The following is a 14584-nucleotide window of genomic DNA, read 5'->3' as shown; positions in this document are numbered from 1 at the left end:
ATGTCTCCTGGAGAGGGCTGCTATGGGCCGGCTCAGGGTTTCTTGTAGGCCACGCAATCGACCTCGACCTTGCAGTCGATGACCATGCTGGAGACCACGCAGGCGCGAGCCGGCGGATTGGCGCCGAAGTATTCCTTGAACACCTTGTTGAAGGACTGGAAGTCGCGCGGATCATCCAGCCACACGCCGCAGCGCACCACGTGCTCGGGGCCGTAGCCGGCTTCCTTCAGGATGGCCAGCAGGTTCTTGATGGTCTGGTGCGACTGCTCGACGATGCCGTGGCCGACCACCTCGCCACCCACCATCGGTGTCTGGCCCGAGACGAACAGCCAGCCGTCGGCGCCGGCCGCGCGGGCAAAGGGCAGGTGCTGGCCGCCGGTGCCGGTGCCGCCTTCCACGCCAATTCGGGTAATGCTCATGGTGATTTCCTTTCCAACGAAATAAGTGTTCAGGTTTGGGGTTCAGGCAAACGCCGCCTGGTTGCGCGGTCCACGGCGCAAAAAGCGCCCGGCGTGCGCGGGCTGCACCGCGCCATCGCGGTAGGCCAGCTGGCCGTTGACCCACACGGCGGCAATGCCGACGGCGGGCTGCTGGGGATCGGTGAAGGTGGCGGCGTCGCGCACCGTGTCGGGGTTAAACAGCACCAGGTCGGCCCAATACCCCTGGCGCACCAGGCCGCGCTCGGCCAGGCCGAAGCGCTCGGCCGACTGGCTGGTCATCTTGCGCACGGCGGCGTGCAGCGGCAGCAGCGCGCGCTCGCGGCTGAAATAGCCCAGCACGCGTGGGAAGGCGCCCCATAGCCGCGGGTGCGGCTTGGGGTCGTTGGGCAGGCCGTCGGAGCCGACCACGGTGGCCGGGTGGGTGAGAATGCGCTCCAGGTCCGCGCCCGACATGTTGTGGTACACGGCGCCGGCCGGCTGCAGGCGGCGCGCGGCCTCCAGCAGCTCGGTGCCCCAGGCGGCGGCGATTTCCTTGAGCGTCTGGCCGGCCATGCCCGGGTGCGGGTCGGACCAGGTGATGAAGATCTCGAACTCGTCGGTCACCTGCTTCAGGTCCAGCGTGGAGGAGCTGGCGGTGTAGGGGTAGCAGTCGCAGCCCACGGGCTGCCAGCGCTGCGCGGCCTCGATGGAGGCCAGCACCTCGCCGGCGCGGCCCCAGTTGGCGGCGCCGGCGCATTTGAGGTGCGAGATCACCAGCGGCACGCGCGCATGCTTGCCCACGCGGTAGGCTTCCTGCATCGCGTCGAGGATGGCGGCGAACTCGGTGCGCAGGTGCGTGGTGTAGAGGGCGCCGGCCTTGGCCAGCGGCTCGGCCAGGCCCATCACCTCCTCGGTGGTCGAGGCGAAGGCGTTGGCGTAGGCCAGGCCCGTGGACAGGCCGAGCGCGCCGTGGTCCAGCGCCTCCTGCAGCTGGCCGCGCATCGCGGCCACCTCGGCCTCGGTGGCGGGGCGGTCGAGCCGGTCCAGGTGGTTGTTGCGCAGCGCCGTGTGGCCCACCAGCGCCGCCACGTTGACGGCCGGCCGCGCCTGCTCCACCGCCTGCACGTAGGCGGCGAACGTGGGGTAGTTGAAGGCGCTGGCCGGGCCCAGCAGGTTCATCGGGTCGGGCGGATCGCCCTTGAGCGTGGCGGGCGAGGCGCTGATGCCGCAGTTGCCGACGATCACCGTGGTGATGCCCTGCGACACCTTGGGCAGCATGTCGGGCGTGCGGATCACGTTGGTGTCGTCGTGCGTGTGCACGTCGATGAAGCCGGGCGCCAGCACCTGGCCGCCGCCGTCCATCTGCTGCGCCGCCTGCCAAGTCTGTTCGCCGTGCCCGGCAATGGCGGCGATGCGGCCATGGGCCAGCGCCACGTCGAAGCGCCCGCTGCCGGGCTCGTCGCCGCTACCGTCCACGATGTGGACATCGCGGATCAGGGTGTCGTACTGTGTCATGTCAATCCCCGAGAGGTTGGCGGTCGCCGCCGCCGCGGTGTGCGTCGAGCACGTACTTGATGCGCCGCAGCAGCTCCTTGCTGCGGCCTTCCTGCGCCAGCGCGACCTCGGTGGCGAGCACGTCGATCATCATCATCATCGCGTAGCGCGACGACGAGGGTTTGTAGATGAAATCGGTTTCCAGCGCCTGCACCGGCAGCAGCTCGTCGGCCAGCGCGGCCAGCGGCGAGGCGATGGCGGTGATGGCCACCACCGGGGCGCCGTACTCGCGCGCCACGTTGACGCTGGCGATGATCTCCGGCACCTGCCCGGTGGTGGAAAGTACCAGCACCACATCCTGCGGGCCGAGCGTGGCCGCCACCATGCGCTGCAGCACCGGGTCGTGGTAGGTGGCCACGGGCCGGCCCAGCCGGGCCAGGCGAAAGCGCGCCTCGTCGGCCATGGTGGTGGAGCCGCCGCCCATGCCGAACACCACGACCATGCGCGCCGCCGCGATGCGCGCGGCCGCCTGCTCGAAGGCCGCCGGCCGCACCAGCGCGCGATTGGCCGCCAGCGCCTGGTTGATGTCGGCCAGGATGCCGTCGACGCTGGACGGCGGGTGGCTGGCGGCGCTGTCCAGAAAGCGCTGGCCCACCGCGGCGGCCTGCGCCAGCTGCAGCTTGAGCTCGCGCACGTCGCGGCAGCCCATGGCCTTCGCGAAGCGGGTGACGCTGGCCTCGCTCACCGCGGCGCGGCGCGCCAGCGTCTGGATGCTGTCGGCCGCCGCCTCGGCGATGTTGCCCAGCACCGTCTGGGCCACCTTCTGCTCGGCCGGGCGCAGTTCGGCGGCCCGCTGCGAGATGCGGGTGACGATGTCCATCGGCGGGTGCATGATGGTCCTGGCTGTCATGGTCTGGTTGTTTGTTACTTTATAACAAGATGGTGCGAAGAATAAATTCGAAGGTATGATTGTGTCAACCTCATGTTTACCCGGTGGGCAATTGGAGACATTTTTATGTTTGATAAAAAGTATCACGGCAATGTGTCGCAGGCGCTGGTCCATCCGCTGGACAAGGGCCTGGGCGCCCTGGACAACGCCTGTGCGCCCGAGCAGGTCGCGGCGCAGGGTTGGAACCTGCTGCGGGAGGACCTGAGCCTGCCGGCGGCGGTGCTGCTGCAGTCCAAGGTGGAGCACAACCTGGACTGGATGCAGCGCTTCGTGAACGAATACGGCGCCAAGCTCGCGCCGCACGGCAAGACCACGATGGCGCCGCGCCTGTTCCACAAGCAGCTGGCCGGCGGCGCCTGGGGCATCACGCTGGCCACCGCGCACCAGACGCGCGCGGCCTATGCGCATGGCGTGCGCCGGGTGCTGATGGCCAACCAGCTGGTTGGCAGGCGCAACATGGCCATCCTGGCCGAGCTGCTGGCCGATCCGGCGTTCGAGTTCTTCTGCCTGGTGGATGCGGCCGAGCAGGTCGAGCAGCTGGCGGCCTTCTTCGGCCAGGCGGGCCAGTCCATCCAGGTGCTGGTCGAGCTGGGCGTGCAGGGCGGGCGCACCGGCGTGCGCGACGCGGCGCAGCTGCAGTCGGTGCTCGATGCGCTGGCGCGCGCCAATGGCGCGGTGAAGCTGGCCGGCGTGGAGGTCTACGAGGGCGTGCTGCAGAAGGAGGAGGACATCCGCGCCTTCCTGCGGCGCGCGGTGCAGGTGCTGGGCGATCTGGCCCGGGCCGGCCGGCTGCAGCGCAGCCCGGCGGTGCTCACCGGCGCCGGCTCGGCCTGGTACGACGTGGTGGCCGAGGAGTTCGCCAAGGCCGACATCGGCCAGCCGCTCGACGTGGTGCTGCGCCCCGGCTGCTACCTGACGCACGACGTGGGCGTGTACAAGGCGGCGCAGGCGCAGATCAACGTGCGCAACCCGGTGGCGCACCGCATGCGCACCAGCCTGCAGCCGGCGCTGCAGCTATGGGCCTATGTGCAGTCGGTGCCCGAGGCCGAGCGCGCCATCATCGCCCTGGGCAAGCGCGACGCGGCCTTCGACGCCGGCATGCCGCTGCCGGTGCTGCGCCACCGGCCCGGCGGCGTGGCACCCACGGCGACCCCTGCGCATTGGGAGGTCACCGGCATGATGGACCAGCATGCCTACCTGAAGATCGCGCCGGGCGACGACATCAAGGTCGGCGACATGCTCGCCTTCGACATCTCGCACCCCTGCCTGACCTTCGACAAGTGGCGCCAGATCGCCATCGTCGACGACGCCTACAACGTGGTCGACATGGTGCAGACCTACTTCTGATCAGGTGGCCAGCGGCACCTGCCAGGCGTCGTAGCCGTACACCCAGTCGGCATTGCCGCCGGCCTTGAGCCAGTTGTTGCCGCGCGAGCCGAGCTGGATCTGGCCGGTGCGCTCGCGGCGCAGGGCCTCGTAGCGGGCCAGGGCCTGGGGCAGGCCGGCCGCGCTGGCGCTGGCGTCCACGCAGCGGGCCAGCACCACCGCATCCTCGATGGCCGTGCCAGCGCCCTGGGCCATGAAGGGCATCATCGGGTGGCAGGCATCGCCCAGCAGCGTGATGCGGCCTTGCGACCAGGCGGGCAGCGGATCGCGCTCGTAGAGCGCGGTCTTGAGCACGCTGTCGCAGGCCCCGAGCAGGGCGCGGGCATCGGCGTGAAAGCCCGCGTAGCAGCCGCGCAGCTCGTCGACGCTGCCTTCGGTGGTCCAGGATTCCTCGTGCCAGGACGCTTGCGCGGTGGTCGCGAAGATGAAGGTGTCGCGCCCCTGGTTGAGCGGAAAGGTCACGATCTGGCTCTCGGGGTTCGGGCCCCACCACTTGGTGAAGGCGCCGATGTCGGGAAGCTGGCGCACGCGCGCGGTGGGCACCACCGCGCGGAAGGCCACCACGCCGGTGAAGCGCGGGCGCTCCGCGCCGAACAGGGCCGCGCGCACCGCCGAGTGGATGCCGTCGGCGCCGATCAGCGCGTCCATCCCCTCGGCGCGCGTGCCGTCGCTGAATTCAAGCGCCACGCCGTCCGCACCCTGCGCGATGCGGGCGACCCGCTTCGCGAAGCGCACCTGCTGCGCGGGAAAGGCCTCGGCCAGCGCCGCCAGCAGGTCGGCGCGGTGGATGGTCAGCTGCGGCGCGCCGTACTTGCGCTCGGCCTCGTCGCCCATGGCCAGGCGCGAGGTTTCCGCGCCGCTGTCCCAGCTGCGGCTGATGCGGTGCGTGGGGCGGGCCGCGCTGGCGCGCACCGCCGCCGCGATGCCGGCGCCCAGGCCGTCGAGCGCCCGCACCGCGTTGGGCGTGAGGTTGATGTCGGCGCCCACGCGCAGGTATTGCCGGCTCTGCTCGAAGACCGTCACCTCGTGGCCGCTGTTGTGCAGGGCGTTGGCCGCGGCCAGGCCGCCGATGCCGCCGCCGACGATGCCGATCCGGAAACGGCGCTGGGCCGTGGCTTGTGTCATGGGGAGTGCTCCTTGGGTCGTTGTGCAAATTCCAGGCCCGCAGTGTGGCCGGGCGCGGCCGGCGGCAACAGCGCCGGACGTCCATAAAATGGCACTTATCGTCCCAACTCCCTCGCCAGCCACCGATGGACAGTCTCAGCGAAGTCCTGGCCCTGTGCCGCTCGGAGCGCGCCGTCACGGCCCGCTTCGCATTGCATGCGCCCTGGGCGCTCGAATCGCAGGGTGTGCCGGGCGCGATGCTCCGCGTCGCCCAGGGCGCCCCCTACTGGCTGCAGGTGCGGGGGCAGCAGCCCCGCCTGGTCGAGCCCGGCGACCTGGTGGTGCTGCCCTATGGCAGCGCGCACCTGATGGCCTCGGAGCTGGGCCTGGCGCCGGTGCCGTTCGCGGAGCTGATCCGCCGCCATGCGCTCGGCGCCAAGGACGAAAACCCGCTGAGCTTCGAGCATGGCGGCGCGGCAGACGCCGCCGCGGGTACGCGCATCGACTCGGTGCTGCTGTGGGTTTCTGCCCATTTCCGCCACAGCGTGCTGCACCTGCTGCCGGCGCTGCTGCACCTGCCGGCGCGGCGCAGCGCGCCTTCGCCGTTCCTGGCGCCGCTGATGCATGAGATGGTGGCCGACTCGTTGCAGCGCCGGCCGGGCTGGCGGCTGGCCGCCGGCCGCCTCGGCGACCTGGTGCTGGCCCATGTGCTGGCCGACCACTTCGCCCGGCAGATGGCGCATGGCGAGGGCTGGGTGCGGGGCCTGGCCGACCCCGGCATCGCGCGGGCGCTGGCGGCGATCCACCGCGCGCCCGAGCAGGGCTGGACCGTCGAGCGGCTGGCGCGCGAGGCGGCGATGTCGCGCTCCCGCTTTGCCGAGCGCTTCCGGCTGCTGGTGGGCCAGCCGCCGATAGGCTACCTGGCCAGCCACCGCATGGCCTACGCGGCGCAAAGGCTGGAGGCGGCGGCCCTGCCGCTGGCGGCGATCGCCGAGGCCACCGGCTACGAGTCCGAGCGCGTGTTCGCCCGCGCCTTCAAGCGCTGGTGCGGCCAGACGCCGCGCGGCTACCAGAAGGCGTCGCGCGCGCTGCAGCAGCAGTTTGCGATATCGATAAGCGCCTGACCCGAGATAGGTAGCTAATAACTATGGAAAGTATGGCCAGGAAAGCGCTGGAAGCTATATTTTTAATAGCTATCGAGGCGCGTCGCGCCAGCTGCCGGGCGCCAGGCCGTCCAGCGCGTAGGGGCCGATGGCCATGCGCACCAGGCGCAGCGTGGGGTGGCCGACGGCGGCGGTCATGCGTCGCACCTGGCGGTTGCGGCCCTCGCGGATGACGAGTTCGATCCAGCTGTCCGGAATGTGCTGGCGCACGCGGATCGGCGGGTCGCGCGGCCACAGCTGCGGCGCCGGATCGAGCAGGCGCGCGCGGGCCGCCAGCGTGGGCCCGTCGTTCAGCTGCACGCCGCGGGAGAGCGCCGCCAGCGCCGCCGCGCCGGGCTGGCCTTCCACCTGCACCCAGTAGGTCTTCTCCATCTTGAAGCGCGGGTTGGCGATGCGCGCCTGCAGCTGGCCGTCGTTGGTCAGCAGCAGCAGGCCCTCGCTGTCGGCATCGAGCCGGCCGGCCACATAGACGCCGGGCACATCGATGAAATCCTTGAGCCCGCGCCAGCGCCCCTCGGGCGTGAACTGGCTGAGCACGCCATAGGGCTTGTTGAAGCACAGCAGGCGCTGGCTCATCGAAGCACCGGTGCGAGGGTGGCGCGCAGGCGTTCGCTGGGGGCGGGCTCGGGGGTGGGGGGGGCGATCTCCAGCGCCTCTTCCACCTGCCCGATGTGCGCCAGCATCAGCTCGCGCGCCAGCGCGGTGTCGCCGCGCTCCAGCGCCGCGACGATGCTGGCATGGTCGGCGCAGGACTGCTCGGCGCTGTGCTGCGACTGGTAGAGCGTGGCGGCGAGCGTGGTGCGGGCGGTCAGGTCGCGCAGCGTGTTGGCCAGCAGGCGATGGCCCATCTGCTCGGCCAGGCAGACATGGAAGTCGGCCAGCAGGAAAGCGCGGGTGGCGGCGTCGGCGCCCTGGATGGCGCGCTCTTCCTCGCCGATGTGCCGGCGCAGCTGCTGGATCACCTTCTGCATCGGGCGGCCGCTGGTGTCGATGATGCCCGACTCGATGATGCGCCGCGCCGCGAAGGCGTCGCGCGCCTCGTCGGCGCTGGGCTGCACCACGTACCAGCCGCGGCGCGGCTGCACCTGCACGAAGCCGCGGGCCTGCAGCTGCATCAGCGCCTCGCGCACCACGGTGCGGCTCACATCGAAGTTGTCTGCCAGCTCCTGCTCCCCCAGCCGCTCGCCGGGCGACAGCTTCTGCGCCAGTATGGCTTCGACGACGCGCTCGGCGATGGAGGTGGGGGTGACGGGAGACATGGGCTCAGGCATGGGATTCGGAAACTGCCGATTGTGACTCGTCTTCGGCGCTGCCCTGGCCATTGAGCACGCGGTGCGCACGCTCGCGGTCGATGTCGCCTTCCCAGGCGGCGATCGCCACGGTGGCCACGCAGTTGCCGATCAGATTGCCCAGCGCGCGGGCGATGCCCATGAACCAGTCCACCGACAGCACCAGCACCAGGCCGATCGCGGGGATGGCGGGAATCGCATGCAGCGTGGCCGCCAGCACCACGATGGCCGAGCCCGGCACGCCGTGCGCGCCCTTGGAGGTGACCAGCGCGATCGCCAGGATGGTCAGCAGGTCGGCCATCGAGATGTGCGTGTTCGTGGCCTGGGCGATGAACACCGCCGCCAGCGTGATGTAGATCGAGAACGCATCGAGGTTGAACGAGTAGCCGGTGGGGATCACCAGGCCCACGGTGGAGTCGCGCACGCCCATGTTGCGCAGCTTGGACATGATCTGCGGCAGCACGCTGTCGGAGGAGGTGGTGGCGAACACTACCATCAGTTCCTCGCGCAGGTAGCGCAGCAGCTTGATCAGGCTGAAGCCCGAGATGCGCATCACCAGGCCCAGCACCAGGAATACGAAGAGAATGACCGCCACGTAGAACAGGCCCACCAGCATGCCCAGCTGCTTGAGCGAGCCGATGCCGTACTTGCCCACGGTGAAGGCGATGGCGCCCAGCACGCCCAGCGGCGCGAGCTTGATGACGATGCCCATGATCTTGAACAGCACCATCGACAGCGTGTCCACCAGGTCGGACACCGGCTTGCCGCGCTCGCCCAGCAGGGTCAGCGCGCAGCCGAAGAGCACCGCGAACAGCAGCACCTGCAGCACGTCGCCCTTGGCGAAGGCTTCGACCACGGTGTTGGGGATGAGCTTCATCAGGAAGTCCACCGTGCCGCCGCTGGTGAGCTTGTCGGCATTGCTGGCGTAGGCGGCCATGGCCGAGGGGTCGAGCTGGCTGACATCCACGTTCATGCCCACGCCGGGCTCGAACACATAGCCCAGCACCAGGCCGAGCGCGAGGGCGACGGTGGTCAGTACCTCGAAGTAGATCAGCGACTTAACCCCCACGCGGCCGACGCGCTTCAAGTCGCCCGCGCCGGCGATGCCGTGGACGACCACGCAGAACACCAGCACGGGGATGATCATCTTGATCAGTTTGATGAAGCCATCGCCCAGCGGCTTGAGCTTGATGGCGAAGTCGGGCGACAACAGGCCGATGAGCACACCCACGATGAGTGCGATCACCACCTGCCCGAAGAGGGATTTGACAAAGCGGCGCATAAGAGGATTCCTTTGAGAAGGTTTGCATACAAGAATTTGTCGATCTTGTGTGCAAGAATGTACTCAAGGCCTGACCCGCCAATGCAGCGGGTATTCCCGATGATGGGCGGCGCCGCCGCGCGAAAAAGCAAAACGCAAAAGGCATGCCATGGGGGCTCCATGGGCATGCCTCGTGGGGCTGCGGGGGATCAGCGGGCTGTGGCCATGCGCGGCTGCATAAGACCTATTCCGCCATGGCGGGGGTCAGCCGGCCTGTTCCAGCGCCGCGACCACCACCACCTCGATGCGGTAGGCCGGATTGGCCAGCAGGGCCTGCACCGTGGCGCGCGGCGGCGTGTGGCCGGGCGCGACCCAGGCGTCCCAGACCGCGTTCATCGCGCCGATCTCGCTCACGTCGCTCAGGAAGATCTGGCACTGCAGGATGCTCTTCTTGCTGGAGCCGGCCTCGGCCAACAGGCGGTCGATATGGCCCAGCACCTCCTGGGTCTGGGTGCCGATGTCGGCGCCGGGGCTGTTCTCGGGCACCTGGCCGGCCAGGTAGACCGTGCCGTTGTAGATGGCGGTTTCGGACAGGCGGGCGCCCACGTGGCGGCGGTCGATGGAAGCGGTCATGGAAGTGCTTTCAGGCAAAAAGGAAGGAACAGCAAAAATCATAGCGCATGCGGCCGGGCAGGTTGGCACCGTATTTGCATGCCCGGCACGGAAATACCCATGCCGGAAGGAGACAGGATGCTGCGACGCCGCGATGTACTGCTTGCAGGAGGGCTGGGTGCGGCTTGCGCCCGGCCGGTATGTGCGGCCGCTGACCGCAGCGGCGGCGATCCGCTCGGCTCCATGCAGTGGCCGTCGCTGCGCCGGCAATACCTGGCGGACGCCCCCATGCGCTTTAGCGATGCGGTCGCGGTGCGCACGCCGGCGTTCGCCGACGACGCGATGAACGTGCCGCTGCAGGTGGATGCGCGCGCCCTCGGCGCCACCGGCGGCGGCGTGCAGCGCCTGCTGGTCGTGGTGGACCGCAATCCCATCCGCGAAGTGCTGGCCTTCGAGCCGCTGCGGGCGCTGCCGGTGCTGGCTTTGCGCATCCGGCTCGAACAGGCCTCGCCCGTGCGCGCCATGGCGCAGACCCGCGACGGCCAGTGGCATGTGGGCGGCGTCTGGGCCCAGGCTGCCGGCGGCGGCTGCACGGTGCCCGGCGCCTCGCGCGCCGACGGCTCCTGGAAGAGCACGCTCAACCAGGTGCAGGCGCGCATCTTCCGCAACATGGCCGACGGCAGCCGCCGGCTGCGCGTGCGCGTCATGCACCCGATGGACACGGGGCTGGCCGCCGGCATCCCGGCCTTCTACATCGAACGCCTGGAGCTGGTCGATGCCGGCGGCCAGGCCTGGTGGCGGCTGGCGCTGCACGAACCCGTCTCGGAAAACCCCTTGATCACCTTCGAGCTGCCAAGCGAAGGGCCGCAGGCATTTCGCCTGCAGGGGCAGGACAACAACGGCAACCGCATCGATGCCGAGGTGCGGGCATGAGGGCCGCGGCGGCATGGCTGCTGCTGGCCGCCATGGCCCAGGGCGCTCAGGCCGATGTGCAGGCTGATGCACAGGAGGTTGCGCCGGCCACGCGTGCCGATGCGCAACGGCTGGACTACCGCTTGCAGCCGCGCCGCATTGCCGAGCACACCTGGGTCATCGAGGGCGCGGTGGAGGATTTCTCGCGCGCCAACGGCTGCAACATCATCAACACCGCCTTCATCGCCACCGGCGAGGGCGTGGTGGTCATCAACACCGGCCCCTCGCGGCTGTACGGCGAGCAGCAGCGGCGCGCGATAGCGCGCGTGACGGCCGAGCCGGTGCGCCAGGTGCTCAACCTCAACCTGCATCCGGACTACTTCCTCGGCAACCAGGCCTGGGGGGACAAGCCCACGCAGGCGCTGGCCGGCAGCATCGCGGGCATGCAGGCCGAGGGCGCGGCCTACGAGGACAATCTGTACCGGCTGTGCGGCGACTGGATGCGCGGCACCCGGGCCACGCCGGCGCGCGAGGCGCTGCAGCCGCAGACGCTGCGCCTGGGCCGGCATGTGCTGGAGCTGCGCCGCCTGCAGGGCCACACCGGCGACGACCTGGTGCTCATCGACGCGCATACCGGCGTGCTCTTCGCGGGCGGCCTGGTATTTGCCGAGCGGGTGCCGACCACGCCGCATGCCGATCCCGCCGCCTGGCTGGCGAGCCTGGACACGCTGGAGCAATGGCGGGCGCAGGGCCAGTTCAGGCTGGTCGTGCCCAGCCACGGCCCGGTGCACGAGGGCGGGCGGGGCATCGCGCAGACCCGCGACTGGCTGCGCTGGCTCGCCGCGCTGATGCGCGACAGCGCCGAGCAGGGCGTGGACCTGAGCGAGCTGCTGGGTGCCCGGGTGCCCGAGCGCTTTGCCGGCTGGGCCGCGCTGCCGGCCGAGCTCAACCGCAGCCTGACCCAGTGGTATCCACGCCATGAGCAGCAGGCCCTGGATCGGCGTGACCGGCGCTGAGCCGCATGGGCCGGGGGCCGAGCCAGCTGCTGCATTCTGCAACAGTGTCACCGGCGAGTGTTCCAGATGGCGGCGGCGCGCGGCGCGGCGGGGGCAGTTTGGCGGGGCGGGCGGCCTGGCATGAATGTTGCCCCTTGCCTGCCGTCCTCAACTCTGCATTTCGCCCAAGCACCATGCGCACCACGCTTACCCTCAGCCTCTTGCTCGCCGCTGGCGTTTGCAGCCATGCCGCCGAACCCGACCTGGCCGCGGCGGCGGACCTTGCCAAGGCCAGCGGCTGCTTCAGCTGCCATTCGGCCAGCGAGAAGATCGTCGGCCCGGCCTTCAGCTCCATCGCGGCCAAGTACGCGGGCGACAAGGACGCGGTGGCCACGCTGTCGCAGTCCATCCAGATGGGCTCCACCGGCAAGTGGGGGCGCGTGGCCATGCCGGCGCACTCCAGCCTGAAGGCCCAGGACCTCAAGCTGCTGGCCGCCTGGGTGCTGGCCGCCAAGCCATGAACCCGGTGCAGCCGCTGCCGCACCCCTGCACGCTGCTGGGCGCGGCGCGGGTGACGCTGCTGCCCATGGACGGCGCCCACGGCCAGCGCCTGCAGGCCCACGCGGCCTGCAGGCTGGGCTACCACGCGCAGGCGCGCCGGCTGTGGGAAGGGCTGGCGCGCAGCGGCGATGCCGACGCCCTCTACCAGCTGGGGCGCATGGCCGAGCTGGGCCTGGGCGAGCCCTGCGATGCCGGGCGCGCCCGGCTGCTGTACCGGCGCGCGGCCCAGGCCGGGCACGAGGGCGCGGCGCTCCGCCTGGAGCGCTGATACCGATTCGCCTTCAAAGCGATAACTGCGTTGCTTCGCCTTGCCGTGTGCCAATACTGTCTGCGGCTTCGTGCCTTGTTCTCGCTTCGAAGGCAAACCGGTATAAATGGATCAACGGTCCCAGATATCGGCGCTGATCGCCGCATACCAGGCCGCGCCATAGCGGGCCTCGGCGGCGCGGAAGGCCGCGTCCGCATCCAGCGGGCTGATGCCCACCGAATGCGGCACGTCGACGAGCCGCCCCTCGTGCGCGCGGTAGACGCCGGCCACCGAGATGCCGTAGCCCGGGCCGATCAGGCTGTAGCAGGTGTTGGCATACGAGGCCGCCGGCAGCGGCCGGCCCAGTAGCTCGGCCGCGATGGCGGCGGCGGCCAGCTTGCCCTGGTTGTTGGCCGCGAAGCCGGACTTGGGCATCGGGCCGGCAAAGCTCGCATCGCCCAGCACGTGGATGCCGGCCACGCGCTGCGACTCGAAGTTCTCGCCCTTCACCGGCGCCCAGCCGCTGGCGTCCGTCACGCCCGCGCGCTCGGCGATCAGGCCGGCCTTCTGCGGCGGAATCACGTTGAGCACATCGGCCCTGTGGCGCTGGCCGAAGAGGGTTTCCACCTCCAGCGCGCGGGCGTCGATGCGCACCGCCTGGCCGTCGCGCGAGAGGCCGGCCCATTCGATCATGTCGCCGTACAGGGCCTTCCAGCCCTGCAGGAACAGCGCCTTCTTGGAGAAATTCTCCTTGGCGTCGAGCAGCACGATCTTGCTGCGCGGCTTGTGCTGCTTGAAGTAGTGGGCCACCATGGCCGCGCGCTCGTAGGGGCCGGGCGGGCAGCGGAACGGGTTGTCGGGTATCACCATGACGAAGGTGCCACCATCGGGCATGGCCTGCATCTGGCGGCGCAGCAGCAGGGTCTGTTCGCCGGCCTTCCAGGCATGCGGCGCGCGCGCGGCGGCGGCCTCGTCGTAGCCTTCGAGCGCATTCCAGCGCAGGGCGATGCCGGGCGAGAGCACCAGGCGGTCCCAGTGCAGCAGCTGTCCGCCGGCCAGGCGCAGCGTGCGCGCCGCGGCATCCACGTCCTCGGCGCGCTCGTGGATGAGCTGCACGCCCGCGGCGCGCAGGCCGTCGTAGCCGTGGCCTATGCTTTCCCAGCTGCGCAGCCCCGCCAGGTACAGGTTGGAGAACGGGCAGGTGTAGAAGCGCCTGGCGGGCTCCACCAGCGTGACCTGCAGGCGCGGCGCCAGCTGGCGCAGGTAGCGCGCGGCGGTGGCGCCGCCGAAGCCGCCGCCCACCACCACCACGCGGGCCGCGGCCTGCTGGGCGCGCACGATGGCCGGCGCGGCCAGGGCCGCCGTGCCGCGCAGGGCCGAGCCCAGGATGGCGCGCCGCCCGGCCTGCATCAGGGCACCTCGGCAAGTGCTGCCAGCGCTTGCGCCAGCGCCTCGATCTGCGCATCGCCATAGCCTTGCAGCAGCAGCGGCATGATGGTGGCGCTGGCATCGGCGCTCCCCGCATCCCTGGCCCCCTGGGCCTTGAAGGCGCGCATGCGCTGCAGCAGGTAAGCGGCGCTGCGCCCGCGCAGCGCGGGTATGCCGCCGGCCATGGTGCCCGGCGGCTGCCCGTTCGGGCCGTGGCAGGTGAAGCAGGTGGCGGCGAGCACCGCGGCGTCTTGCGGCGCCACGCGCGGCGCGGCCTGGCCGGCGGCGGCCAGCAGCAGGGCAAGGGCGGCAAGCATGGTTCTCATCGGCGGGCCTCCTTGTCAGCGCAGGGGTGTGTTCTCCACGAAGCTCCGCAGCGACCAGACCAGCTCGGGCGAAAGCACCGCCTCCCAGGGCGGCATGTGGGTGATGCCGAATTTCTGCTTGCCATAGCGCACCGACTTGATGAAGAACGCATCGGTGTCGGCCAGGCAGCGCTGGCGCAGCGCCTCGTCGCCTATGCGCCTGCAGCCCAGGCCCATGCGCCGCAGGTCGGGCGCCGGCGAGCGCGAGCCGTTGGCGTCGGCGCCATGGCAGTGGGCGCAGGTCTGGTTGAAGGCCTGGCGGCCGATGGCGATCGCATCCGGGTTGCCGCGCAGCGGGTTGGGCTCGGCCCAGGTATGGGCCGCGGGCGGCAGCGCCGAGGTGTCCACCTGCGGGGTGAAGGGCTGGAAGGCCTGGGCCGGGGGGGGGGGGGGGGGGGC

General features: G+C 70.5%; 17 protein-coding genes. 6 read left to right on the top strand and 11 right to left on the bottom strand.

What is annotated here, in order from left to right; translation table 11 throughout:
* Positions 1-32: 32 nt before the first annotated feature.
* From ACODRX_RS23965 to ACODRX_RS23955, 3 genes are read right to left on the bottom strand one after another with little or no spacing between them, the layout of a single operon-like run.
* Complete coding sequence (locus ACODRX_RS23965; protein WP_488874053.1) at positions 33-419, bottom strand: RidA family protein; 387 nt, start codon at positions 417-419, stop codon at positions 33-35.
* 42 nt (positions 420-461) lie between these two features.
* Complete coding sequence (locus ACODRX_RS23960) at positions 462-1934, bottom strand: N-acyl-D-amino-acid deacylase family protein (protein ID WP_488874052.1); 1473 nt, start codon at positions 1932-1934, stop codon at positions 462-464.
* A 1-nt stretch (position 1935) separates the two neighbouring features.
* Complete coding sequence (locus ACODRX_RS23955; protein ID WP_488874069.1) at positions 1936-2805, bottom strand: MurR/RpiR family transcriptional regulator; 870 nt, start codon at positions 2803-2805, stop codon at positions 1936-1938.
* A gap of 123 nt (positions 2806-2928) precedes the next feature.
* Here ACODRX_RS23955 and ACODRX_RS23950 point away from each other — a divergent pair, with 123 nt between their 5' ends.
* The gene (locus tag ACODRX_RS23950) at positions 2929-4209 is read left to right on the top strand and encodes an amino acid deaminase (protein WP_488874051.1); all 1281 of its coding nucleotides are present in this window, start codon (positions 2929-2931) and stop codon (positions 4207-4209) included.
* On the opposite strand, the gene ACODRX_RS23945 is transcribed toward ACODRX_RS23950, so the two are convergent.
* Positions 4210-5373 carry an FAD-dependent monooxygenase gene (locus tag ACODRX_RS23945; protein ID WP_488874050.1) on the bottom strand — a complete coding sequence of 388 codons (1164 nt, stop codon included), beginning with the start codon at positions 5371-5373 and terminating at the stop codon, positions 4210-4212.
* Positions 5374-5498: 125 nt separating this feature from the next.
* Between ACODRX_RS23945 and ACODRX_RS23940 the strand changes: the two genes are divergently transcribed.
* A complete protein-coding gene (locus ACODRX_RS23940; RefSeq protein ID WP_488874049.1) occupies positions 5499-6476 on the top strand; it encodes an AraC family transcriptional regulator in 978 nt (325 codons plus the stop codon).
* 69 nt (positions 6477-6545) lie between these two features.
* Here ACODRX_RS23940 and ACODRX_RS23935 read toward each other — a convergent pair whose 3' ends face one another.
* The 4 genes from ACODRX_RS23935 to ACODRX_RS23920 form a co-directional block, all read right to left on the bottom strand.
* A complete protein-coding gene (locus ACODRX_RS23935) occupies positions 6546-7091 on the bottom strand; it encodes a pseudouridine synthase (RefSeq protein ID WP_488874048.1) in 546 nt (181 codons plus the stop codon).
* Positions 7088-7774: a GntR family transcriptional regulator gene (locus ACODRX_RS23930; protein WP_488874047.1), complete on the bottom strand. Its 687-nt coding sequence runs from the start codon at positions 7772-7774 to the stop codon at positions 7088-7090. Before ACODRX_RS23930 ends, ACODRX_RS23935 begins: the two co-directional genes overlap by 4 nt.
* A gap of 4 nt (positions 7775-7778) precedes the next feature.
* Positions 7779-9086, bottom strand: coding sequence for a C4-dicarboxylate transporter DctA (locus ACODRX_RS23925; RefSeq protein ID WP_488874046.1), 1308 nt, complete (start codon positions 9084-9086; stop codon positions 7779-7781).
* A gap of 243 nt (positions 9087-9329) precedes the next feature.
* Positions 9330-9698, bottom strand: coding sequence for a RidA family protein (locus ACODRX_RS23920; RefSeq protein WP_488874045.1), 369 nt, complete (start codon positions 9696-9698; stop codon positions 9330-9332).
* Positions 9699-9815: 117 nt separating this feature from the next.
* On the opposite strand from ACODRX_RS23920, the gene ACODRX_RS23915 reads away from it, so the two are divergent.
* The 4 genes from ACODRX_RS23915 (at position 9816) to ACODRX_RS23900 (ending at position 12413) form a co-directional block, all read left to right on the top strand.
* Positions 9816-10610 carry a quinoprotein dehydrogenase-associated SoxYZ-like carrier gene (locus ACODRX_RS23915; protein ID WP_488874044.1) on the top strand — a complete coding sequence of 265 codons (795 nt, stop codon included), beginning with the start codon at positions 9816-9818 and terminating at the stop codon, positions 10608-10610.
* Complete coding sequence (locus ACODRX_RS23910) at positions 10607-11605, top strand: quinoprotein relay system zinc metallohydrolase 1 (protein ID WP_488874043.1); 999 nt, start codon at positions 10607-10609, stop codon at positions 11603-11605. The genes ACODRX_RS23915 and ACODRX_RS23910 overlap by 4 nt, the downstream gene beginning before the upstream one ends.
* Before the next feature lie 173 nt (positions 11606-11778).
* Positions 11779-12105 carry a c-type cytochrome gene (locus tag ACODRX_RS23905; RefSeq protein WP_488874042.1) on the top strand — a complete coding sequence of 109 codons (327 nt, stop codon included), beginning with the start codon at positions 11779-11781 and terminating at the stop codon, positions 12103-12105.
* Positions 12102-12413 (top strand): hypothetical protein, encoded by a 312-nt coding sequence (locus tag ACODRX_RS23900; protein WP_488874041.1) that lies wholly within the window; start codon positions 12102-12104, stop codon positions 12411-12413. The genes ACODRX_RS23905 and ACODRX_RS23900 overlap by 4 nt, the downstream gene beginning before the upstream one ends.
* A 111-nt stretch (positions 12414-12524) precedes the next feature.
* Here the strand turns inward: ACODRX_RS23900 and ACODRX_RS23895 are convergent, their stop codons facing one another.
* The 3 genes from ACODRX_RS23895 to ACODRX_RS23885 all read right to left on the bottom strand — a co-directional run.
* On the bottom strand, positions 12525-13802 hold the full coding sequence (locus tag ACODRX_RS23895) for an FCSD flavin-binding domain-containing protein (protein WP_488874040.1): 1278 nt from the start codon (positions 13800-13802) through the stop codon (positions 12525-12527).
* Positions 13802-14146 carry a c-type cytochrome gene (locus tag ACODRX_RS23890; RefSeq protein WP_488874039.1) on the bottom strand — a complete coding sequence of 115 codons (345 nt, stop codon included), beginning with the start codon at positions 14144-14146 and terminating at the stop codon, positions 13802-13804. The genes ACODRX_RS23895 and ACODRX_RS23890 overlap by 1 nt, the downstream gene beginning before the upstream one ends.
* A gap of 15 nt (positions 14147-14161) precedes the next feature.
* Positions 14162-14584 (bottom strand): c-type cytochrome (locus ACODRX_RS23885; RefSeq protein WP_488874038.1); only part of this gene is annotated, 423 nt, incomplete at its 5' end.

Source organism: Comamonas sp. FG99 (assembly GCF_057808605.1).
This window is presented reverse-complemented; position numbering and strand designations above follow the sequence as displayed.

Excerpts from the sequence above, each read along its gene's own strand:
- ACODRX_RS23950 (WP_488874051.1), top strand. The coding sequence starts at position 2,929 with ATGTTTGATAAAAAGTATCACGGCAATGTGTCGCAGGCGCTGGTCCAT.
- ACODRX_RS23935 (WP_488874048.1), bottom strand. The coding sequence starts at position 7,091 with ATGAGCCAGCGCCTGCTGTGCTTCAACAAGCCCTATGGCGTGCTCAGC.
- ACODRX_RS23955 (WP_488874069.1), bottom strand. The coding sequence starts at position 2,805 with ATGCACCCGCCGATGGACATCGTCACCCGCATCTCGCAGCGGGCCGCC.
- ACODRX_RS23905 (WP_488874042.1), top strand. The coding sequence starts at position 11,779 with ATGCGCACCACGCTTACCCTCAGCCTCTTGCTCGCCGCTGGCGTTTGC.
- ACODRX_RS23925 (WP_488874046.1), bottom strand. The coding sequence starts at position 9,086 with ATGCGCCGCTTTGTCAAATCCCTCTTCGGGCAGGTGGTGATCGCACTC.
- ACODRX_RS23945 (WP_488874050.1), bottom strand. The coding sequence starts at position 5,373 with ATGACACAAGCCACGGCCCAGCGCCGTTTCCGGATCGGCATCGTCGGC.
- ACODRX_RS23900 (WP_488874041.1), top strand. The coding sequence starts at position 12,102 with ATGAACCCGGTGCAGCCGCTGCCGCACCCCTGCACGCTGCTGGGCGCG.
- ACODRX_RS23910 (WP_488874043.1), top strand. The coding sequence starts at position 10,607 with ATGAGGGCCGCGGCGGCATGGCTGCTGCTGGCCGCCATGGCCCAGGGC.
- ACODRX_RS23895 (WP_488874040.1), bottom strand. The coding sequence starts at position 13,802 with ATGCAGGCCGGGCGGCGCGCCATCCTGGGCTCGGCCCTGCGCGGCACG.
- ACODRX_RS23915 (WP_488874044.1), top strand. The coding sequence starts at position 9,816 with ATGCTGCGACGCCGCGATGTACTGCTTGCAGGAGGGCTGGGTGCGGCT.
- ACODRX_RS23960 (WP_488874052.1), bottom strand. The coding sequence starts at position 1,934 with ATGACACAGTACGACACCCTGATCCGCGATGTCCACATCGTGGACGGT.
- ACODRX_RS23930 (WP_488874047.1), bottom strand. The coding sequence starts at position 7,774 with ATGTCTCCCGTCACCCCCACCTCCATCGCCGAGCGCGTCGTCGAAGCC.
- ACODRX_RS23965 (WP_488874053.1), bottom strand. The coding sequence starts at position 419 with ATGAGCATTACCCGAATTGGCGTGGAAGGCGGCACCGGCACCGGCGGC.
- ACODRX_RS23890 (WP_488874039.1), bottom strand. The coding sequence starts at position 14,146 with ATGAGAACCATGCTTGCCGCCCTTGCCCTGCTGCTGGCCGCCGCCGGC.
- ACODRX_RS23940 (WP_488874049.1), top strand. The coding sequence starts at position 5,499 with ATGGACAGTCTCAGCGAAGTCCTGGCCCTGTGCCGCTCGGAGCGCGCC.
- ACODRX_RS23920 (WP_488874045.1), bottom strand. The coding sequence starts at position 9,698 with ATGACCGCTTCCATCGACCGCCGCCACGTGGGCGCCCGCCTGTCCGAA.